Annotated in this window: 21 protein-coding genes and 5 pseudogenes; 17 read left to right on the top strand and 9 right to left on the bottom strand. The window is 48.8% G+C overall.

From position 1 onward, the window contains the following. Positions 1 to 35: 35 nt before the first annotated feature. Together ACMWL8_RS01440 and leuE are read left to right on the top strand one after the other, a co-directional pair. On the top strand, positions 36 to 209 hold the full coding sequence (locus ACMWL8_RS01440) for a YciY family protein (protein WP_086379783.1): 174 nt from the start codon (positions 36 to 38) through the stop codon (positions 207 to 209). 106 nt (positions 210 to 315) lie between these two features. After that, complete coding sequence (leuE, locus tag ACMWL8_RS01445) at positions 316 to 951, top strand: leucine efflux protein LeuE (protein WP_028013423.1); 636 nt, start codon at positions 316 to 318, stop codon at positions 949 to 951. A 110-nt stretch (positions 952 to 1061) separates the two neighbouring features. On the opposite strand, the gene ACMWL8_RS01450 is transcribed toward leuE, so the two are convergent. After that, positions 1062 to 2027 (bottom strand): tyrosine-type recombinase/integrase, encoded by a 966-nt coding sequence (locus ACMWL8_RS01450; RefSeq protein ID WP_045260681.1) that lies wholly within the window; start codon positions 2025 to 2027, stop codon positions 1062 to 1064. A 96-nt stretch (positions 2028 to 2123) separates the two neighbouring features. Beyond that, positions 2124 to 2423, bottom strand: a complete 300-nt coding sequence (locus tag ACMWL8_RS01455) for a helix-turn-helix domain-containing protein (protein WP_045260680.1) — start codon at positions 2421 to 2423, stop codon at positions 2124 to 2126. Between the two features lie 154 nt (positions 2424 to 2577). Here ACMWL8_RS01455 and ACMWL8_RS01460 point away from each other — a divergent pair. Beyond that, positions 2578 to 3894 (top strand): annotated as a pseudogene (locus ACMWL8_RS01460) (Cox family DNA-binding protein); the annotation flags it as partial. 62 nt (positions 3895 to 3956) lie between these two features. Then, the gene (locus ACMWL8_RS01465; protein WP_045260679.1) at positions 3957 to 4988 is read left to right on the top strand and encodes a DNA cytosine methyltransferase; all 1032 of its coding nucleotides are present in this window, start codon (positions 3957 to 3959) and stop codon (positions 4986 to 4988) included. Here the strand turns inward: ACMWL8_RS01465 and ACMWL8_RS01470 are convergent. From ACMWL8_RS01470 to ACMWL8_RS01480, 3 genes are all read right to left on the bottom strand, one after another. Then, positions 4985 to 5734 carry an MAE_28990/MAE_18760 family HEPN-like nuclease gene (locus tag ACMWL8_RS01470; protein WP_045260678.1) on the bottom strand — a complete coding sequence of 250 codons (750 nt, stop codon included), beginning with the start codon at positions 5732 to 5734 and terminating at the stop codon, positions 4985 to 4987. The two genes, ACMWL8_RS01465 and ACMWL8_RS01470, sit on opposite strands and share 4 nt — an antisense overlap. 5 nt (positions 5735 to 5739) lie before the next feature. Further along, positions 5740 to 6861: a DUF262 domain-containing protein gene (locus ACMWL8_RS01475; RefSeq protein ID WP_045260677.1), complete on the bottom strand. Its 1122-nt coding sequence runs from the start codon at positions 6859 to 6861 to the stop codon at positions 5740 to 5742. A gap of 325 nt (positions 6862 to 7186) precedes the next feature. Continuing rightward, a complete protein-coding gene (locus tag ACMWL8_RS01480; RefSeq protein ID WP_321029303.1) occupies positions 7187 to 8065 on the bottom strand; it encodes a phage portal protein in 879 nt (292 codons plus the stop codon). Between ACMWL8_RS01480 and lysC the strand changes: the two genes are divergently transcribed. The 12 genes and pseudogenes from lysC to ACMWL8_RS01540 all read left to right on the top strand — a co-directional run bounded on the left by lysC (position 8024) and on the right by ACMWL8_RS01540 (position 15389). Continuing rightward, a complete protein-coding gene (gene lysC / locus ACMWL8_RS01485; protein WP_414751546.1) occupies positions 8024 to 8137 on the top strand; it encodes an Rz1-like lysis system protein LysC in 114 nt (37 codons plus the stop codon). The genes ACMWL8_RS01480 and lysC overlap by 42 nt on opposite strands. Next, positions 8100 to 8558 (top strand): phage tail protein, encoded by a 459-nt coding sequence (locus ACMWL8_RS01490; RefSeq protein WP_045260676.1) that lies wholly within the window; start codon positions 8100 to 8102, stop codon positions 8556 to 8558. Before lysC ends, ACMWL8_RS01490 begins: the two co-directional genes overlap by 38 nt. After that, positions 8551 to 8995, top strand: a pseudogene (locus tag ACMWL8_RS01495) (phage virion morphogenesis protein). Before ACMWL8_RS01490 ends, ACMWL8_RS01495 begins: the two are co-directional and overlap by 8 nt. A 274-nt stretch (positions 8996 to 9269) precedes the next feature. Beyond that, the gene (locus ACMWL8_RS01500) at positions 9270 to 9974 is read left to right on the top strand and encodes a hypothetical protein (RefSeq protein WP_052682993.1); all 705 of its coding nucleotides are present in this window, start codon (positions 9270 to 9272) and stop codon (positions 9972 to 9974) included. Then, positions 9967 to 10383, top strand: coding sequence for a hypothetical protein (locus ACMWL8_RS01505; protein ID WP_131678070.1), 417 nt, complete (start codon positions 9967 to 9969; stop codon positions 10381 to 10383). Before ACMWL8_RS01500 ends, ACMWL8_RS01505 begins: the two co-directional genes overlap by 8 nt. A 294-nt stretch (positions 10384 to 10677) precedes the next feature. Next, positions 10678 to 11319, top strand: a complete 642-nt coding sequence (locus ACMWL8_RS01510) for a phage baseplate assembly protein V (RefSeq protein WP_045260673.1) — start codon at positions 10678 to 10680, stop codon at positions 11317 to 11319. Continuing rightward, positions 11316 to 11666 (top strand): GPW/gp25 family protein, encoded by a 351-nt coding sequence (locus tag ACMWL8_RS01515; protein ID WP_045260672.1) that lies wholly within the window; start codon positions 11316 to 11318, stop codon positions 11664 to 11666. Before ACMWL8_RS01510 ends, ACMWL8_RS01515 begins: the two co-directional genes overlap by 4 nt. A 5-nt stretch (positions 11667 to 11671) precedes the next feature. Next, positions 11672 to 12579, top strand: a pseudogene (locus ACMWL8_RS01520) (baseplate assembly protein). Next, a pseudogene (locus tag ACMWL8_RS01525) lies at positions 12572 to 13102 on the top strand (phage tail protein I). Before ACMWL8_RS01520 ends, ACMWL8_RS01525 begins: the two co-directional pseudogenes overlap by 8 nt. A gap of 11 nt (positions 13103 to 13113) precedes the next feature. Further along, positions 13114 to 14748 carry a phage tail protein gene (locus tag ACMWL8_RS01530; protein WP_082071006.1) on the top strand — a complete coding sequence of 545 codons (1635 nt, stop codon included), beginning with the start codon at positions 13114 to 13116 and terminating at the stop codon, positions 14746 to 14748. A 43-nt stretch (positions 14749 to 14791) separates the two neighbouring features. Beyond that, positions 14792 to 15019 (top strand): annotated as a pseudogene (locus ACMWL8_RS01535) (tail fiber protein); the annotation flags it as partial. Positions 15020 to 15167: 148 nt separating this feature from the next. After that, on the top strand, positions 15168 to 15389 hold the full coding sequence (locus ACMWL8_RS01540; protein WP_072049688.1) for a DNA-binding transcriptional regulator: 222 nt from the start codon (positions 15168 to 15170) through the stop codon (positions 15387 to 15389). A gap of 81 nt (positions 15390 to 15470) precedes the next feature. Here ACMWL8_RS01540 and ACMWL8_RS01545 read toward each other — a convergent pair whose 3' ends face one another. Both ACMWL8_RS01545 and ACMWL8_RS01550 read right to left on the bottom strand, forming a co-directional pair. Beyond that, on the bottom strand, positions 15471 to 16364 hold the full coding sequence (locus tag ACMWL8_RS01545) for a hypothetical protein (RefSeq protein WP_045260671.1): 894 nt from the start codon (positions 16362 to 16364) through the stop codon (positions 15471 to 15473). 492 nt (positions 16365 to 16856) lie between these two features. Beyond that, the gene (locus ACMWL8_RS01550; RefSeq protein WP_045260670.1) at positions 16857 to 17153 is read right to left on the bottom strand and encodes a YciI family protein; all 297 of its coding nucleotides are present in this window, start codon (positions 17151 to 17153) and stop codon (positions 16857 to 16859) included. 221 nt (positions 17154 to 17374) lie between these two features. On the opposite strand from ACMWL8_RS01550, the gene tonB reads away from it, so the two are divergent. Continuing rightward, on the top strand, positions 17375 to 18097 hold the full coding sequence (gene tonB / locus ACMWL8_RS01555) for a TonB system transport protein TonB (protein WP_045260689.1): 723 nt from the start codon (positions 17375 to 17377) through the stop codon (positions 18095 to 18097). Between the two features lie 38 nt (positions 18098 to 18135). Here the strand turns inward: tonB and yciA are convergent, their stop codons facing one another. Together yciA and ACMWL8_RS01565 are read right to left on the bottom strand one after the other, a co-directional pair. Continuing rightward, positions 18136 to 18531 (bottom strand): acyl-CoA thioester hydrolase YciA, encoded by a 396-nt coding sequence (gene yciA / locus ACMWL8_RS01560; RefSeq protein WP_045260669.1) that lies wholly within the window; start codon positions 18529 to 18531, stop codon positions 18136 to 18138. Positions 18532 to 18635: 104 nt separating this feature from the next. Beyond that, positions 18636 to 19175, bottom strand: coding sequence for a septation protein A (locus ACMWL8_RS01565; RefSeq protein WP_028013419.1), 540 nt, complete (start codon positions 19173 to 19175; stop codon positions 18636 to 18638). Between the last annotated feature and the right edge of the window lie 55 nt (positions 19176 to 19230).

Here is a 19230-nt window from a genome sequence, read left to right on the forward strand (position 1 = left end):
ATAATGGCGGCTCTGTTTGAGAAAGAGTTGTAGACATGAAGCGCAGTAGAACAGAAGTAGGGCGCTGGCGTATGTTGCGACAGGTGAGTCGTCGCAAGGCTCGTTGGCTGGAAGCACAATCCCGCCGCAATATGCGTATCCACGCCATCAGAAAATGTGGATTGACCCGGCACCGCAATGCGTTGCTGTTCGCAGTCCAGGATATCTGAAACCCATGAGGGCACCGCAAGGTGCCCGCTGATTATATTGTGTCTTATTTTGCGAATATCGTTATTGCGGCGATATTCCGGTTATTTTTAGCAAAAGGAGGGAGAGGTGTTTGCGGAGTTTGGCGTACTGAATTTCTGGACGTATGTTGTTGGCGCATTTTTTATCGTGCTGGTTCCCGGGCCAAACACCCTGTTTGTGCTGAAAACGGGGATTGGTCACGGTGTTAAAAAAGGGTATCTTGCCGCGACCGGCGTGTTTATCGGTGATGCGGTATTGATGTTCCTGGCCTGGGCGGGTGTTGCGGCATTGATCCAGACGACCCCCGTACTCTTTAATATCGTGCGCTATCTCGGGGCTTTCTATCTGCTGTGGTTGGGCGGAAAAATGCTCTGGTCGGTGATCACACGTCAGAATAATGCTCAAGAGAGCGGAACCGAGCCTGCCAGCACGATCATGAAACGCTCCCTCGTCCTGAGCCTGACCAATCCAAAAGCGATTCTGTTCTACGTTTCGTTCTTTGTGCAGTTTATCGACGTGAATGCGCAAAATACCGGGACCTCTTTCCTGATCCTCGCTACCACGCTTGAGCTGATTAGCTTTATGTACATGAGCTTCCTGATCTTCTCTGGGGCGTTTGTTACGCGTTATCTGAAAACCAAAAAGAAACTGGCAAAGCTGGGGAACGGGCTGATAGGGCTGCTGTTTGTCGGGTTTGCGGCGCGGTTAGCGTCACTGCATTGATGTGAAGAAAGGCTCCTGCGGGAGCCTTTTTGATGTCTGGCGTAGCTGGAAAGCCGCGCCAGACAAGGCTTCACGTTTTACTACTAGCAGTCAAAAGCCATAAAAAGCGGCTAGGGAGTGGACACATTGTGGACACTCTGCAGGTACTGAGGAGCGAAGTGCGCATAGACCATCGTTTGCGCAATTTTCGTATGACCTAAGATCCTCTGAAGTGTAATGATGTTGCCCCCGCTAATCATAAAGTGCGTGGCGAAAGAGTGTCGTAGCGCATGTGTTGCTTGTCCGGCCGGTAAATCGGGCTTAACCTCTTTGAGGGTTCGCCTAAAGTCAGCATAAGTGGCCTCAGGAAACAGAAAGCCTCGTGTTTTGCCGACTACGTAAGCCGCAACGTCATCAGAGATCGGGACCGTGCGCGGTGTGTTGGTTTTCGTCTTAACGAAAGACACCCGGTTATGAATCACTTTCTCCGCCATTAACCGTGCCGCTTCTCCCCATCTTGCCCCGGTGCTCAAACATAAAACCGCAATTTTACGATTATCACCTGAGAGCGCAGCTAGTAAGGCGTCAATTTCCTCAAGAGTGAGATAGCCCGTTTCGGCTGTCTGCTCTTTCAGTTTTTTGAATCCCCTGAATGGATGTTCACCGTTATAGAGCTCTGACTCAATCAGGGTTGTGAACATCCCACCTAGCGTGATTAGGTCGCGGTTGATGGTAGTTGGCTTAATACCTTCACCCCGGCGTTGAGCATAATATTGCGTTATCAGGCGCTTGGTGATCTGGAAAGCGCACGGGTTTCCGGTCATCGTTTCGAAACGCTCAATTTTCCTGAGATAAGATTGACCGTGTTCCTCATGTTTACCTTTCAGCTTCCACCACAACTCTTTCAGTTCCGACAATTGGCGTTTGTCCGTTGGTTTTGAAAGCCATTCCTTTGAGTGATGGTTATATTGAGTATGCTTTTCAAAAGCTATCGCCTCGCTTTTCTTGTAGAACTTCCGACGGATGCGTTTTCCGTTACGCCCGCTCGGTCTAATGTCCAGTTCATATCGACCATCATCGAGCTTTTTAACAGACATAAAGCCTCCCGATGATGTTACTGCGTACTTCAATTTCCTGATTTAAATAGCAAAAACTTACTGTGCATTTACTGCACAAATAAGCCCCGTAGATGGTTAGCCAGTTTTCTGGTCTGAGTGGGACGATGTTGTTGTCTGCTGTCCATAGTGCGCGAGAGCCGGTGCAATTTGCCCAGCTTCGGGTGTTATTTGATCGGCCATGAACCACAACGTGTACTTTGTGAACCGGGGGTGTTGCAGGATTTTCATGATTTGCTCAACTCCGGGCTTTTTGTCGCCGGATTCATAACCAGCAAGAGAGCTATACGCTATCCCTGTTAACTCACTGAATTGCCTTTTGTTTAATCTCTCTGACTCTCTAATCAGCTTTATCTTCTCAAATACCGGGGTTGACATGGTTACTCCTATGGAGAAAATATTGCCCCTATTGGGATGTTTTGCTCTTATTGGGTTATCTAGTGAGAGCAATTAAAGCCCATTAAGAGCAATTAATCACACTAAAGGAGAATCGTAGCAGATGAACAACTAGCTTGTAAGTAGAACAGATGCGGTTCCATATCAGAAATTCGCGCGCCTCATTGGTAAAACACCTGCAGCCGTTAAAGGCATGATTGAAAAGGGCAAGCTGCCTGTAGTCGAGATGACTGATCCGCAGTCAACTAGTGGACGCGCAGGGGAATATCTCTGCCGAATCTGGAGCCTGATACGCACCGCTTTCAAAGATAACGATTTAGACGTTTACGGGATGCGCGTTGTCGAGCCGCACCACGACGGCACGCCACACTGGCACATGATGCTGTTTTGCAAACCCGATCAGCGTAAAGCCATTAACGACATTATGCGTCGTTACGCCCTCAAAGAGGACGGACACGAAAAGGGTGCGGCAAAACAGCGTTTCGAGTCACGTCACCTTAATCAGGGCGGCGCGGCGGGTTATATCGCTAAATACATTGCCAAAAATATCGACGGCTACGCGCTCGACGGCCAGCTCGACCACGACACTGGCAAGCCCCTCAAAGATACGGCCGCAGCCGTCACCGCATGGGCGTCTACATGGCGCATCCCCCAATTTAAACTGATTGGCCTCCCGACGATGGGCGCTTACCGCGAGCTCCGCAAACTGCCGAGCGGGGTGAGTATTGCCAGCGAGTTTGACGACCGTGTCGAGGCTGCGCGAGCGGCTGCAGATGAGGGGGAGTTTGACCTGTATATCATCGCTCAGGGCGGGGCAAACATACCGCGTGATGCTCAGGCGGTCAGGGTCGCTCGTAAGGTTACGGATGAGGTCAACGAATACGAGGAAGATATCGAGAGAGTGGCCGGGATTTATGCCCCTCACCTTGGGGCTCACCGTGTCCATGTAACCCGTACAGCCGAATGGCGAATCGTTCCAAAGGTTTTGGCCGTTGAGCCTTTGAAATTAAAAAGCGGCTCTGCCGCGCCTCGGAGTCCTGTCAATAACTGTGGAAAGCTCACCGGCGGTGGCGATCCAGTTATGACCACTACACCGTCTGAGCAAGCCGCAGCGGTGTTAAATCTGATTGAGCGCGGGGTTATCGGCTGGAATGAGCCGGACGTCGTGAAGGTACTTAACGGGGCGTTAAAAGCTGGCGCACCGCGCAAAAATCGCCAGCAAAGAAGCAATAAGCCTCTCAAAACCAGCGAGCAAGCGCCATCAGCCCGTATGACAAGAGCCGAAAGGGAGCGTGTCGCAAAAATTCGTTTCGATTTGGCACAGGACGGTATCATCCCGGAACGCTGGGAACTCGACGCGCTGGCGCGAGGAGCAACGGTGATTTATGGCGATAAAAAAATCAAATTCCCGGCTGCTGATGAGTGGACGGGAGAATTAGCTCAAACATGGTGAAAAATGCTCGAGGTTTCGCAGATCTCTCTGTATAATTCACGAGTGCATAACCGGAGACAAAAATGCTAGTTAAAGTTGTTGATCTTTTCTGTGGCGCTGGCGGCCTAACCCATGGCTTAGAGATTGCTGGCTTAGATGTTGTTGCTGGTATCGATTTAGAAGGTGCTTGCAGAGTAGCCTATGAAAGCAATAACTCAGCGCGCTTCATCGAAAAAGACATATCCTTAGTATCAAAAGAAGATATTGATACGTTTTTCTCGGGTGCTGATATTCGAGTTTTAGCCGGTTGCGCTCCGTGTCAGCCTTTCTCAAAATACACTCAAGGCAAGGATAAGAAAAATGATAAGAAGTGGCCTTTGTTATATGAGTTTGAGCGTTTAATTAAAGAGGTTAAGCCAGAAATAGTTACTATGGAGAATGTTCCTGATGTAACAAAACATTCAGTTTATGATGATTTTTACAATAGCCTTAGGTCGATGGGTTATTATATTTGGGCTGACAAAGTCGAATGCGTAGATTATGGTATCCCACAAAATAGGGTCAGGCATGTACTGTTGGCTTCTAAGTTGGCACCATTAATGTTAATAAAGCCTGATACATACACTCCGCTCACAGTAAAAGAGTGCATTGGTAATTTGCCTACGCTAAATGCAGGTCAAACAGACCCCAATGATCCTTTGCATAAAGCTAGCAAACTAAGTGAAATAAACCTGAAGCGTATTATGCACTCTAAGCCCGGCGGAACCTGGAGAGATTGGCCCCCAGAGTTAGTTGCATCTTGCCACGCTCGAGAAAGTGGTCAAGGTTATGCCAGTGTATACGGTCGTATGGAATGGGATAAACCCAGTCCTACAATTACGACCCTGTGCTATGGATTTGGGAATGGACGTTTTGGTCATCCTGAGCAGAATAGAGCTCTATCTTTACGAGAAGCTGCACTACTCCAAACCTTCCCTAAAAATTATGTTTTCTGCACATCAGAAAAAGGTATTTCAATGAAGAGTGTTGGCAGAATGATTGGAAATGCGGTTCCTGTTAGGCTAGGTGAGGTCATCGGTAAATCAATTTTGACTCACCTAGCTGAACAAAGCTAAACAGCTAATTGCTGATTTGGTTGTATAATTGGTGGCCTAAGATACAACTGGCCATCAAGATACTGCTGAATATTTTCTAAAATTTCTTCTAAATAATTAAATACTTCATCCTTCAATTCTTTAAGAGCATCAATTGATGTCTCCTGTCCTTTGTTAAGAAATGACTCCGAGCCATGAGCTAGGGAATTTCTTGCTTTTTTTATTTTGACGAGATTCCCTCCATTTCGTGTGCGTGTAGCATTTGTCACTGAGGAAAAACCATATTCATCAGCAACTTCTCTGATGACGCGAGCATCAACATTCCCTGAGAATAAAGGGTTTTTATTTTCTTTCACCAATTTATCATGCTCATTTAACCAAGCTCTAAGTACTAGTTTTGCAACTTCGTCATTGGCAAAGTTCATGTTTCCGACAACATTACTATCTATTCTCTTTAAAGCCATTTTGGTGATTTTTTCACATAGCTGATCAACGCATAAATCAGGGTTTTTGCTTAATTGGCTATGGATGTCCTCAATAGCATTGGCAGCAGTGGCTTCAATCAAGTTATACAAAAGAATGAACATATTAGCTTTCAAAATATGAGTCATTTCAATGTCAATCTTTTTCTCTTCATCAACGCCAGTTAATTTGTTTCTGAAAGAAAAAGCAGGTTTGTCATCAATGATAAACTTTACGAAATCAAAATACTTTTCTATATCATCTCGTCGTTCTACGAAAAGAATTTTGCTCTGCATTACAACCATGAGGTTTACTCCTCAGTGTCATCAATAACATCGTGCACGGGCACACCTAACAGCTTGTCGCGAACAAATTCAATTCGAGCTTTTACTTTCGGTCTTGAGTTTGACGCATCAGAACGTGTATGTGTTATAAATTCAGGGGAGTTTATCCATCCATCAACTGCTGGTGGTATTAGCTGAGGGTTTTGCATGAGAGCGAGCGTGGTACCAACAGAAATAGCTTCGAATCGAATTCTTGGGACAGTGTTAGCATTTGCGTTTTTTCTAAAGCCATTAGGAAAATGTTGCATCACGAAATGGCACATGTTCATGAATTGTGCAGTAAGAGAGGCTCGTTGCTCTTCTCGATAAGAGCGGTTTTTTTCAATTAAATAGTCAGTTAAGAAAGAATCAACACTTTTATCGAACTCTAGATATTTATCAGTATAAGCAAAATATCGTAAAACTAATTCAGGGTATTCTGAACGTCGCTCGCGAGCTGCATTTAAAGGACAAATGCTCCTGAAAATAGGCTCTTCAGATAGTTGATTGACCAAGTCCAAGAATGGGCCATCATTAGTCCCCTGACGTTGCTCCATTGTAGTCAACTTAATACCGCCAGTATTTAGGCGGTCAAAAATTTCTCTTCGCGCTTCCTCATCACAAAGTTCGGTTAGCTCAATCATACGGATTGTTTTACGGTCGAAACGCAATTTTCGTGCAGGAGTGAAATCGGAGTACTTGAAACCATTTGCCGAAGTGAGTTTTTTCAGTCCATTTAGCTCAAATTTGTCATTCAAAAAATGGTAAAGGGTTCTTATGCGCTGGCTACCATCAACAATCTCTAGACGCCCATCATCATTACCGATATCAGCAACGAAAACGTATGGGATGGGTATATTTAACAGCAGTGACTCGATAAACCTAGACTTCTGCACGTTGCTCCATACAAATTCCCTTTGATAATCAGGTATATAAAGCTCGGCTTCGTCTGTTTCTAGTCCAGTTTGGAATTTATCAACTATAACACTGACTGGAAATTCTCTGATTTGATGGTCCGTGATTTTTTGCATGGCAACGATTTCTGCATCAAGCGCAGTTCTTTCTGCATCGCTTATCTCACGTACTGGATTTCTCGGTGGTCGGGCCATAAAAATTCCTTATCGTTTATCGCATCAATGTGCATTTTTTTGCATGTGTATTTTGCCCTAAATTTAATAACACAAGGCTTTGGTACGCAAGCGTTAGAAACGACAATGCACCTGCATGAAAAGCGACCCGTTAAGCGCGCAGGCGAGACGGGGATAGCACTGCGCGCCGGGCGTGGTGACAGGATTTATTTTACGCGTCTGTGCGCGTCGTGGTGGCGCGCTGTTGGATGCGGTCGGTAATGAGGTGTTGGCGCAGTTGCGCCGCGTGTACGGCGGCTGGCTCGCTCTGAGGGGGTGCCGCCCGGAGGCGGCATTCTGGCTGGGTTTAGTCGGTCTCAATGCTGTAATCCTTAAAGCGGATCACCTCCATTTCTAACCAATCGTTAATCTCTTTGAAACGCTCCTGCAGCGTCGTCAGCTCGTTACGCACGAACACACGCGCCACCTTCTCGATATCGCCCATTGAGCCGATATTCTCAGGCTTGCCGCCCATGAGCTGGAACGGTACGCGGTGCGCATCGAGCAGGTCGGCGGCGATCACCTTCTTGATGTTAAAAAAATCATCCTTAGTGGCGACTTCACTCAGCGGAATAATCTTGATGCCATCCGGTTTACCGTTAGGAGCATGGAGGAAAATATTTTTAAAATTCCCCATTCCTTTCGAGTTAGCCATGGCTTTTCTGATTGCTTCAACGTCGGTGCTGTATTGAGCAGCGTCTGTTACATACATGATGTACCCCGCGTGCGCGCCGTTCTGGTAATACTTGCGAGGATAAAGTGTGGCGGATTCATTCAGCCAGGCTGAATTGAGTGCGCTCAGGTATTCCGGCATCCCGTAGAGCTCCTGATTGATGTCGGGCTCCAGCAAATGGCACGCCGAGCCGGGCGCGAACTGGTGCGGGTGCGTGTAGTCCGACACGTACCAGTAAACGTCCTCCTCGACACCCCGGCGGGTGTATTTGGCCGGGGAGGTTACCAGCTTCAGGAGCTGGCCGGTGACGCTCAAACGCTTTTCCAGATAGCCGTTGGCAAAGACCAGATAATCGAGCACAAGGCGACTGAAATCCTGACGTGACAGCAACGGGTGCGGGGTGTAGGTACTCGTCAGAATGTTGCGCTTCACGTAAGCGATCCGGTCGTTAATGGCGACCTGAGTGCAGATATCAGCAGGCTTGAGCACGCGCTCGCCGCCTGCGCGCTGCAAATTGAAACCGTCAAAGACTGTCAGGATAAACTCGATGAAGAAAGCAATCAGCCTGCGCAAGGCGTTAATTGACGCCGTCCCGCAGCTTAAAACCAATCCCGAGATGATGCGCATTTTTGCCGACGGGGGCAATATCGATGCGCGGCTCGCGGCTTCCCTGTCCCACGAGAAAATGTACACCCTGAATGTGATCGTGTGTGATTTTGTTGGCGACCCTGATTTTATTTTCGTGCCGGTGGCCGCGTGGCTGCGTGAGCATCAGCCGGATATCTGCACGCTCGATGACGGGCGCAAAAAGGGCTACCGTTTCCAGATGGATTTAAACGACGAGGACAGTGTCGATATCAGCATCAGCCTGCAGCTCATCGAGCGCACCCTCATCAGGGAGGAAGACGGGGCGCTGCACGTGAGCTATGCCCCTGAGCCGGAGCCCGTCACCCGGTCAAAAGAGCTCTACATCAACGGCGAACTGGTGAGCAAATGGGATGAGTGACTTTAAGCCCTTTGACGACCGGCTCAATGGCCTGATTGCTGCCCTGTCACCGGCTGCGCGCCGTAAGCTGGCTGGTGAGATAGCTAGAGCTGCGCAAGTCGCAACAGCAACGTATCAAACAGCAAAAAGCCCCGGATGGCTCACCGTATCAGGCGCGAAAGCGTCAGCCTCTCAGGGCTAAGACCGGGCGGATTAAACGGGCGATGTTCCAGAAGCTACGCACAAGCCGATACATGAAAGCCACTGGCCGTGAAAACAGTGCTGTCGTGGAATTTACAGGTAAAGTGCAGCGCATCGCGCGCGTTCACCAGTACGGGCTTAAAGACCGGCCAAACCCTCACGTACATGAAGCGCGATATGCAGAGCGAAAGTTACTAGGATTAGGTTCAGATGATAGAAGAGAGATTGAAGAAAATATCATTGCCTATTTAAGCTGACTCTATTGCATTCTAAGCAATTATTGTTAAATTGTATCTAGTTGTGTGAAAGTGTTAGTGTGCGTTCATATGGTTATGGGTGTAAGCTGAGTTTTGTGTACAAAAATTAAATATGTTTTTGTATAGTTGCGCCTAAACAGCATTTTTTAAACTGTGCTTTAATTGGATGGTTTGGAAATGCAATGTAGTTTTGGTTAAGGGTTTGATTATATTCGATTTTAATATTCAATGTGGAAGGCGGTGTCGATAATGTCAAGCATTAGCAGGAGGTAAAATGAGTGAAATAATATCAAGGTTTTTTGCATTGCTAAGGGTTGTTACATTGTGGGTGGAGAATGTAGTACAGGGTTTTTTCTCTGTCACTACGCGATATGATGTGGAAGAAAAGATTGAGAATCTTAATAAAGAACGAGATAGAATCTATGTTAGATATGCACACTTTACAAAATTAAGACGTTTAAAACAGCATGGTTATACTGTTGAGCACTTGAAAGCTTTTGATAGTAAGGAATTTGCCGATGAGGAATTGGCTGAGATATATAAGAATCTAGAGATTGTGGATTCTATGTTGAAAACGGAGCAAGACAGTGCGTACGCCAATAAAAACGAAACTGTAGTTAATTTATTTTTGCTCAATGAGAAGAAAAAATATTTTAAGTGTAAACTAATTGCTGTTTTGGTTCTAATGATTAGTGCTATATCAATAGCTTTTTTAGGTGTCCCTTATTGGGCGATTTTCATTGGCGTTGCGCTATACGTTTTGTTTGAGTTGAAAGATCAAGTTGTTAGTTATCGTGTCGGAAAGGGTTATTTTGGAACGACGACATCTGAAGCAATCGAATTAATCAAGTTTATTCGGGAGAATATCGACGACATTGATTCAGGTGATGGAGGAGGTGCAGGGCGGAAAATACTAAATCCAATTAAGGATGCTACTGCAGATGATACTCAAACTACAGGGGAGTTACCAAATGTCTAGTATGGATATGGATATGGTTTCAAAGCGATTGAATAAATCATTGGACATTATCTTCTTGCGGCATCCTATTCGTACGGCATTTGGTTTTTTTGTTGGATATATTATTTTCATGTGCGTGTACACGATCAGGAATATCATAGCTGCTAATTGGTTTGATGTCGATTCAGTGCATTATGTCGGTTGCTTTGTTTTGGGTGTGGTGCTTATGCATACAAATACCATCATTGACGCCTACAATGGAACGGCATTGGATGAGCGACTTTCAACTTTGTTAAAAACAGTTGAAAAAAGAACGGATTTATCTAAGGATCAAAAGAGAATTATGGTTATTAGTATATTGAATCAAGAAATTAAATCCCTTACGTCGCAGGAGTTGGATGCAGCTGAGAAAGGAGTTGCTGATGAATGAAGTTAAAGGTTTGGTTTCGGCTGTTTCACTGCTCTTGTAAATTATTCGGGTCTTATAATTTGTTAGGCTATTTTTGAGCGTGGGTGTCTTCATTTGTCGTTTCATTCAGATGAGGCTGCATCTTGGTGTTTGTAACTTACAAAACCGTTAAAGCTGATACCGCAATCAATATGTTGGGGTTGAATTTTAGTAAAGAATAACTCCCAAATATAATATTATACCAGAATTGTTGTGCCATATCTTATAAAACCCCGCTTGATTGCTGCTGGCCTTGTCCGGCGGCATCCTTTCCCCATGAATAATTTAAATTCTCTGCAGGAAATCGCACGCGCGATTCGCAACCTCATCCGCACCGGCATTGTGACCGACGTTAACCTCGACGAGGGGCTGTGTCGTGTCCAGACCGGCGGCGTGCAAACCACCTGGCTTAACTGGCTCACCTGTCGCGCCGGTCGTTCTAGCCTGTGGTGGGCTCCTTCGGTCGGTGAGCAGGTGTTATTGCTGGCCATCGGTGGCGAGCTTGATACGGCCTTTGTGCTGCCGGGCATTTTTTCTGACGACCATCCCGCGCCCTCGGCCTCGCCCGATGCGATTCATGTCGCCTTTCCTGACGGGGCGGTTATCGAGTATGAGCCCGAAAGCGGCGCGCTCACCGTGTCCGGTATCAAAACCGCCGACGTCACCGCGTCGGATTCCATTACGGCCACCGTGCCGGTGGTGCTGGTGAAAGCTGAAACCCGCATCACGCTCGACACACCCGAGGTGGTATGCACCAACAAGCTGACGACCGGCACGCTCGAAGTGAAGCAAGGCGGGAAGATGTCCGGGAACATCGAGCACACCGGCGGGACACTGAAATCAAACGGCGTGCAGGTGGATAACCACGCGCACGGCAACGTACAGAGCGGCGGAAGCTGGACTAAGGGGACGCAATGATGGTGCGTTATCTGGGAATGAACAGCCAGACCGGCCTCAGTATCTCCGAGTTCGAGCATATCAGGCAAAGCGTGCGCGACATTCTGGTCACGCCGATAGGCTCGCGCGTTATGCGCCGTGAATACGGCTCGCTCCTGTCGGCTCTGATTGACCAGCCGCAGACCAAGGCGCTGCGCCTGCAGATTATGGCCGCGTGTTATTCCGCGATCCAGAAATGGGAGCCCCGTGTCAGCCTGACAAGCATCACCTTTGAGCGGTCAGAGAATGACGGCGGGCTGTATGTCGACATCACCGGCACGCGCTCGGCTAACGGCCAGCCTTTTTCCCTTACCATTCCACTGAGTTAAACGCTATGGCAATTGTTGACCTGAACCAGCTCGCCGCGCCTGATGTCGTGGAAGTACTGGACTATGAGAGCATCCTGAGCGAACGCAAGGCAACGCTCGTCTCGTTATATCCCGAAGAGCAACAGGAGGCTGTCGCGCGCACCCTGACGCTCGAATCAGAGCCGATTGTTAAGCTGCTGCAGGAAAACGCCTACCGGGAAGTTATCTGGCGACAGCGCGTCAACGAGGCCGCGCGTGCGGTCATGTTGGCCTACGCTGCTGACAGCGACCTCGACCAGATAGGCGGAAATTACAACGTTGAGCGCCTCGCCATCACACCTGCAGACGACACGACGTTTCCGCCCACGCCAGCCGTTATGGAGTCGGACACCGACTACCGCCTGCGCATTCAACAGGCTTTTGAGGGGTTGAGTACCGCAGGCTCTACCGGCTCATATCAGTTTCATGGCCGCAGCGCGACGGGCGGGGCGCAGATATTTCCGTCATCAGTCCCGAGCCAGCGTGCGTGACCGTGTCCGTGCTGTCGCGTGAAAATAACGGCGTGGCCTCTGACAAGCTGCTCGCCATTGTGCGCACTGCGCTTAACGACGAGGACGTCCGACCGGTTGCCGACCGCGTGACCGTGCAGTCAGCAAAAATTGTCGACTATAAAATCACCGCGTCGCTTTACCTTTACCCCGGTCCCGAAAGCGAGCCGGTGCTCAGTGCGGCAAAAGCAAAGTTACAGGCATATATCACCGCGCAGCACCGGCTCGGGCGTGACATCCGTAAATCGGCCATCTATGCGGCGCTCCACGTCGAGGGCGTGCAGCGTGTCGAGCTGGCCGCGCCGGTGGCCGACATAGTGCTCAATGACACGCAGGCGTCATGGTGCACCGAGTACAGCGTGACGATCGGGGGTAACGATGAGTAATACCCGCCTGTTGCCGGTGGGCTCCTCGCCACTTGAGGTCGCGGCGGCGCGCGCCTGCGCTGAAATCGAAAACACGCCCGTACCCCTGCGCCGTCTCTAGAGTCCCGACGACTGCCCGGCAAACCTGCTGCCGTGGCTGGCGTGGGCGTTTTCCGTCGACCGGTGGGATGAGAGCTGGCCGGAGGACACAAAGCGGGAAGTGATCCGCGCGGCGTGGTTTATCCATGCGCACAAGGGAACGATTGGCGCAGTGCGCCGCGTGGTGGAGCCGCTCGGCTACCTGATTAACGTCTCGGAATGGTGGGAGACAAACGACCCGCCCGGCACATTTCGCCTCGATATCGGCGTGCTGGAGACCGGCATCACCGAGGAAATGTATTACGAAATGGAGCGGCTTATCGCCGATGCAAAGCCAGCCAGCCGCCATTTAATTGGCCTCAATATTATTCAGGATATCCCCGGCTACCTCTACACCGGCGCTCTGTCCTATGACGGCGACATCATCACGGTTTACCCCGGATAAGTGAGAGCACAATGACAGTGAAATACAAAACGGTCATCACCAAAGCCGGTGCAATCAAACTGGCTGCAGCGACCCTCCCGAACGGGAAAAAGGTGAACCTGACGGCGATGGCCGTGGGTGACGGTGGCGGCACGCTGCCGGTGCCTGACCCGAACCAGACAAAACTCGTCAAAGAGGTATGGCGTCACGCGCTGAACAAAATCAGCCAGGACAAAAAGAATAAAAATTACGTCGTGGCGGAACTGCTTATCCCGCCGGAGACCGGCGGTTTCTGGATGCGCGAGCTCGGGCTCTATGATGACACCGGCACGCTGATTGCGGTCGGCAATATGGCCGAAAGCTACAAGCCAGCGCTGGCGGAGGGGTCAGGCCGCGCACAGACCGTGCGTATGGTAATCATAGTGAGCGACATTGAGTCAGTCGAGCTGACGATTGATACCTCAACGGTGATGGCAACGCAGGACTACGTCGACGACAAAATTGCGGAGCATGAGCAGTCCCGCCGCCATCCTGACGCCACGCTCACCGCAAAGGGCTTTACTCAGCTAAGCAATGCGACCGACAGCACGTCTGAGAGCGTCGCAGCGACGCCGAAAGCGGTTAAGACGGCGTATGACCTTGCGAAAGGTAAATACACAGCTCAGGACGCCACCACGGCGCAAAAGGGTATCGTCCAGCTCAGCAGTGCGACCGACAGCGCGTCTGAGAGCGTTGCAGCGACGCCGAAAGCGGTTAAGGCAGCGTATGACCTTGCGAAAGGTAAGTACACGGCTCAGGACGCCACCACGGCGCAAAAGGACATCGTCCAGCTCAGCAGCGCGACCGACAGCACGTCGGAGACGCTGGCTGCGACACCGAAAGCAGTTAAGGCTGCGTTTGATGCCGCTAAGTCAGCGAATGAAAATGCTGAAGGGCGCGTGCCAAAAGGTGCTGGCCTGAATACCTATGCTGAATCATTTGCCGATGTCGCTGTTGATTTAAGAACGCGAAGCGGCTTTTTTAACGGCTCCTCTGTAAAAAATGGCATGCCCGGCGGCCATACGTGGAAGCAATATATCAACGCCGCACACTCTAATACTCAGGGCTATAACATCGTCATTGGGATTGATTTTGATGGCAATGTTATTGGTTTTGCCGCTGTCACAGCTGGCGTTTTTAAGGGCTGGAAACTTATTCATCATGATGGATATAACAATTACCCGGTAGGTGCGCCGATTCCGTGGCCGTCTGATACGGTGCCAGCCGGTAGCGCCATTATGGCAGGGCAAGTTTTTGATAAAGCAGCATATCCACGTCTGGCGGTAGCCTATCCTTTTGGCGTCATCCCGGATATGCGCAGCTGGACGATTAAAGGGAAACCCGCAAGCGGTCGCGCAGTGCTGTCACAGGAGTTAGACGGCGTTAAGTCGCACACCCACGGCGCATCGGCAACATCAACCGATCTCGGCACTGAAACGACCAGCGCATTCGATTACGGGACGAAAACGACCAGCGCCTTTGACTACGGAACAAAGTCCTCAAACAGCACGGGCGCACACACGCACAGTATTTCCGGTACAGCAGCAAGCGCAGGTGCTCATAACCACTCCGTCCCTGTGTGGGTTGGCAGCGGGGGGGGCTGGTGCTGGCCGATATGTGGATCGTAATGAGTTTAATAACGCACAGAATAACAACCCAAATGGTCCGCCTACCACGAGTGCGGGTGCGCATACTCATACCATTTCAGGCACGGCGGCCAGCGCTGGCGCGCATGCGCATACGGTAGCCGTTGGGGCTCACACGCATACGGTGGCCGTAGGTTCGCACACTCACTCGGTTGTTATGGGGTCACACACCCACACCATCACCGTTGCCGCCAATGGTAACGCAGAGAACACCGTCAAAAATATTGCTTATAACTACATTGTGAGGCTCGCATACACGACGGGCTTAGAGCTTGAGGTTAAGGTTTCGGATGTGGAGTATGAAAGCGAAGAAATAACACAATAAAGGTTTTTTATGTGTTTGATATGAAAGGATTTAATGGTTAAAGTTAACGCATTGAAAACGCTCTGAGGTGCTCGCCATGTTTTACTGTCCAAAATGCCATTACGCCGCCCACGCTCGCACAAGTCGCTATTTTTCCGATACGACAAAAGAGCGTTATCATCAGTGCACAAACATCAACTGCAGTTGCACGTTTGTCACCACTGAGACGGTCGAACGGTTTATCGTTTCGCCGGGTAAGGTAGTGCCCGTGCTACCGCATCCTGCAAAATCAGGGCAACAACAGATTCATTGGGGATGAAAGAATGTTAAGCCCCGCATAATGCGGGGCGCTGGAATTTGCTTAATCCGTAAAGTGATAACAATTTTCAATTTTTGATAGTCACTCTTCCTCAACATCACAGGTAGGGCAAGAATTTTCTATGAGATACCCTTTGCATCGATCACATGGTTTCATTTCTACAAACCCACCCTCTTTACCGTAATAACATTTCTCGTAAAGACATACCCCTGCGAGATTACTTTCATCATAGAAGAGTGTTGGGTTGCCGCACTCAGGGCAAATATGTAAATCATAACTTTCGATATTGGAAAGTTTATAATCGCAGCAAATACAATATGTTTCTACTGGATAGCTGGTGTCTTTATATAAGATGAAGTGGGAATGATTTTCACATTTTGGACATAGCGCTAAATAGTTATCGCTATCCCCTTGAATAGCTAGGAATTTTTTTTCAGCAGTAATGATTTGTTTTTCTAAGGAGGAGTTATATTGGTTAACATATGTTAATTTTGATAGAATAATTTTAAATGCGGGTTTGAAGACATCAATGTATAGGCTTGTTAGAAGCTTCGATAAAGTTTCTTGCTCTATGTTTATAGTAAAATGCTGGATTTTGTTTCTCTCTTTCGCAAGTCCTTTTACAATTTCAATCTTCCCCTTGAATTCAGCAGGATAAAATTTTAAAATTTCAGAGCATAAACTATTAATATCGATGGACTTAAGCTTGTATAGTTCATTTTCAGTAGGGTTGCTAGGGTCTACACAGGTTTTATACAGAGAGTTTTTATCAAAAATTAATGTCACATCAATCCTTCTCAATAACTCCTTTAAAATAAGCTCTGAGCCATGAAACATATTGATTAGACATTGTTTATACTTTCTTGGGGTGAATTCATTTTTTCCATCTTGAAAATATAAAAGCCCTAGCTCTATAGAATCAAGTGCATTTTCAATCAATGTAAACTTAATAGTTGGCTTTCTATTACTATCCATGTCATAGCTCTACTTGCATGAAGGTGATTGTCAGTAATTGACATTTTAAACAATTTAGGAGGAAAGGCAAACTAGTTGTTATTAAATTAAATACTGACAATGGATGTTTATTACTAAGTTTAATTTTAGTAAATGATTGGAATGGGAACAATTGTTGTGTCAAAAATTTTGCAAAACAGCACACAAAAACAGTGGTCTAAAACTTATCATTCATAAAAATATGTTGCGGGAATGCTCTTAAGCTTCGGTTGATTAGTGTTTTTTGAAGATGTGTCAGATACAGTTTAATTCCAAAGTCCCAATTTGAGCGACTTTTTTAGTCGTGAAAATTCATTTTGCCTAAAATTTGACCGCATAAGGCTAGGGTAATTTAGCCCCGCATTTGCGGGGCAATCTTATCGATGTGGTCAACTTGTGGATGTGACCTGAAATAAATCCTTTTATTCATTGTGTTGAAGCGTTTAAAAAAGCTCCTGAGGGCGCCTTTTTACATCAGAATACTTTCTTATACGGTCGCACCGTCACTTTTGCATACACACCCGCCGCAACGTATGGGTCTGCGTCAGCCCAAGCCTGCGCCGCTTCAAGAGACTCAAACTCAGCAATAACCGTGGAGCCAGAAAAACCGGCGGCTCCCGGGTCATTGCTGTCAACAGCAGGCATTGGACCCGCGGTCAGCAAACGGCCTTCGTCCTGGAGCAGCTGCAGGCGAGCCAGATGGGCAGGGCGAACAGAGAGACGTTTTTCGAGGGAATCAGCGACATCTTCAGAGTAAATCACGTAAAGCACGGTGAAGCTCCTTAAGCGTTATAAAGTGTCAGTTACGTTATGTGAAAGGGCAATTGACTGCAATGTAAAGATAAAAACAACGTTAATACCCCGATCTGGATGTCCTTTTTTTGACCACTCCTGCGCTTAAATTGCGCCAGAACAAAGTGTCTTATTGAATATGATTGCTATTTGCATTTAAAATCAGGGTCCGGTTTTTAACGTTGATGATTATGACTTCGATGACCCTTGATTTACCTCGCCGTTTTCCCTGGCCGACGCTGTTGTCCGTCGTGATTCACGGTGCCGTCGTGGCGGGTTTGCTCTACACCTCGGTTCATCAGGTTATTGAAATGCCCGTACCCGCCCAGCCGATCTCGGTAACCATGGTCTCGCCAGCGGATCTCGAACCGCCGCAGGTTGCGCCACCACCGCCACAGCCGGTTGCTGAGCCTGAACCGGAACCCGAGCCTGTACCGGAGCCACCGAAGGAGGCACCGGTGGTAATCCACAAACCTGAACCGAAGCCAAAACCTAAGCCGAAGCCAAAGCCGGTGAAGAAGGTCGAGGAGCGTCCGAAACGTGAAGAACGCCCGGTTGAACCGCGCGCGACCCAGCCGGTCGAGAATGCAGCGCCTTCGCGTCCGGTCATGAATAACAGCGCACCGGCGGCGAAGCCGACGGTTGCCGCACCAGCGGGCCCACGTGCGTTGAGCCGTAATCAGCCTCAATATCCGGCGCGGGCTCAGGCCTTACGTATTGAAGGTCGCGTACGGGTGAAATTTGACGTCACTGCGGATGGCCGCGTGGATAACGTGGAAATCCTGTCTGCTCAACCTTCTAATATGTTTGAGCGCGAAGTGAAGTCGGCGATGCGCAGATGGCGCTACGAACCCGGGAAACCGGGAAGCGGACTGATCGTGAACATTGTTTTCCGCCTGAATGGCGGGGCGCAGATGGAATAAGAAAAGCCTCCGAAAGGAGGCTTTTTTTTGCCTGCCATTCAGGCTGGCGGAAGCTGACGAGGTTTACTGTCGCTATCGACAGCGACATAAATAAACAGCGCTTCAGTTGCTTTATAGCGCTGTCCAATCGGTTCAGAAGAGACTTTCTTCACCCAGACTTCAATGTTGATGGAGATGGATGTATTGCCGCGCTTTACGCAGCGGGCGTAACAGCAAACCACATCACCTACCGCAACCGGACGCAGGAAGGTCATTCCATCCACCCGCACGGTCACCACGCGTCCGTGAGCAATCTCTTTTGCCAGAATTGCGCCGCCCATATCCATCTGCGACATCAGCCAGCCGCCAAAAATATCGCCATTGGCATTGGTGTCAGCGGGCATTGCCAGTGTGCGTAAAACCAGTTCGCCCTGAGGGGCGTTATTTGTTGTCATTGTTTTAACTCATAACGGAAGACTTCAGGCGGGATGCTACTATGATTTCACAGCGGAGAGAATAGACCAGAACGCCTGTCGAACACGTTCTGGTCAGTCAGCAATCAGTGCTTGTCGTCCTGCGGCATGTGGCGATAGATATAAATGCCGCTTAGCAGGGTGAATATCAGCGTCAGGGCCGTCAGGCCGAAGACCTTGAAGTTGACCCAGATATTCTGTGGCAGCCAGAAAGCGATATAGATATTGGCAAGACCGCAAAGGATAAAGAACACCGCCCAGGCGATATTCAGGCGCGACCAGACCTCCTGAGGCAGCGTCAGCTCTTTACCGAGCATGCGCTGGATCAGCGGCTTTTTCATCACCCACTGGCTGATGAGCAGCGCACCCGCAAACAGCGCGTAGATCACCGTCACTTTCCACTTGATAAATTCATCATTGTGGAAGAAGAGGGTTAGCCCACCGAATACGGCGACCAGGACGAACGTTACCAGCGCCATTTTCTCAACTTTACGGTAGCGCACCCAGCTGTAGATCAGCACAACCGCTGTCGCAATAATCAGCGCTGTGGTGGCAGCATAAATGTCATACAGTTTGTAAAACGCGAAAAAAACCACCAGCGGTAAAAAATCAAGAAACTGCTTCATTCTGTGATTCCATCTTCTTTGTTGAGCCGGGCCCTGTCATGCACCCGGCATCAGG

Source organism: Enterobacter sp. 04-C-12-SI-ECC, assembly GCF_047530715.1.
Lineage (GTDB): Bacteria > Pseudomonadota > Gammaproteobacteria > Enterobacterales > Enterobacteriaceae > Enterobacter > Enterobacter bugandensis.

Bases quoted from the DNA above. Each gene is read 5' to 3' on its own strand.
- ACMWL8_RS01440 (WP_086379783.1), top strand. From the start codon at position 36: ATGAAGCGCAGTAGAACAGAAGTAGGGCGCTGGCGTATGTTGCGACAG.
- ACMWL8_RS01450 (WP_045260681.1), bottom strand. From the start codon at position 2,027: ATGTCTGTTAAAAAGCTCGATGATGGTCGATATGAACTGGACATTAGA.
- ACMWL8_RS01455 (WP_045260680.1), bottom strand. From the start codon at position 2,423: ATGTCAACCCCGGTATTTGAGAAGATAAAGCTGATTAGAGAGTCAGAG.
- ACMWL8_RS01465 (WP_045260679.1), top strand. From the start codon at position 3,957: ATGCTAGTTAAAGTTGTTGATCTTTTCTGTGGCGCTGGCGGCCTAACC.
- ACMWL8_RS01470 (WP_045260678.1), bottom strand. From the start codon at position 5,734: ATGGTTGTAATGCAGAGCAAAATTCTTTTCGTAGAACGACGAGATGAT.
- ACMWL8_RS01475 (WP_045260677.1), bottom strand. From the start codon at position 6,861: ATGGCCCGACCACCGAGAAATCCAGTACGTGAGATAAGCGATGCAGAA.
- ACMWL8_RS01490 (WP_045260676.1), top strand. From the start codon at position 8,100: ATGAAGAAAGCAATCAGCCTGCGCAAGGCGTTAATTGACGCCGTCCCG.
- ACMWL8_RS01500 (WP_052682993.1), top strand. From the start codon at position 9,270: ATGAGTGAAATAATATCAAGGTTTTTTGCATTGCTAAGGGTTGTTACA.
- ACMWL8_RS01505 (WP_131678070.1), top strand. From the start codon at position 9,967: ATGTCTAGTATGGATATGGATATGGTTTCAAAGCGATTGAATAAATCA.
- ACMWL8_RS01510 (WP_045260673.1), top strand. From the start codon at position 10,678: ATGAATAATTTAAATTCTCTGCAGGAAATCGCACGCGCGATTCGCAAC.
- ACMWL8_RS01515 (WP_045260672.1), top strand. From the start codon at position 11,316: ATGATGGTGCGTTATCTGGGAATGAACAGCCAGACCGGCCTCAGTATC.
- ACMWL8_RS01530 (WP_082071006.1), top strand. From the start codon at position 13,114: ATGACAGTGAAATACAAAACGGTCATCACCAAAGCCGGTGCAATCAAA.
- ACMWL8_RS01540 (WP_072049688.1), top strand. From the start codon at position 15,168: ATGTTTTACTGTCCAAAATGCCATTACGCCGCCCACGCTCGCACAAGT.
- ACMWL8_RS01545 (WP_045260671.1), bottom strand. From the start codon at position 16,364: ATGGATAGTAATAGAAAGCCAACTATTAAGTTTACATTGATTGAAAAT.
- tonB (WP_045260689.1), top strand. From the start codon at position 17,375: ATGACCCTTGATTTACCTCGCCGTTTTCCCTGGCCGACGCTGTTGTCC.
- yciA (WP_045260669.1), bottom strand. From the start codon at position 18,531: ATGACAACAAATAACGCCCCTCAGGGCGAACTGGTTTTACGCACACTG.
- ACMWL8_RS01565 (WP_028013419.1), bottom strand. From the start codon at position 19,175: ATGAAGCAGTTTCTTGATTTTTTACCGCTGGTGGTTTTTTTCGCGTTT.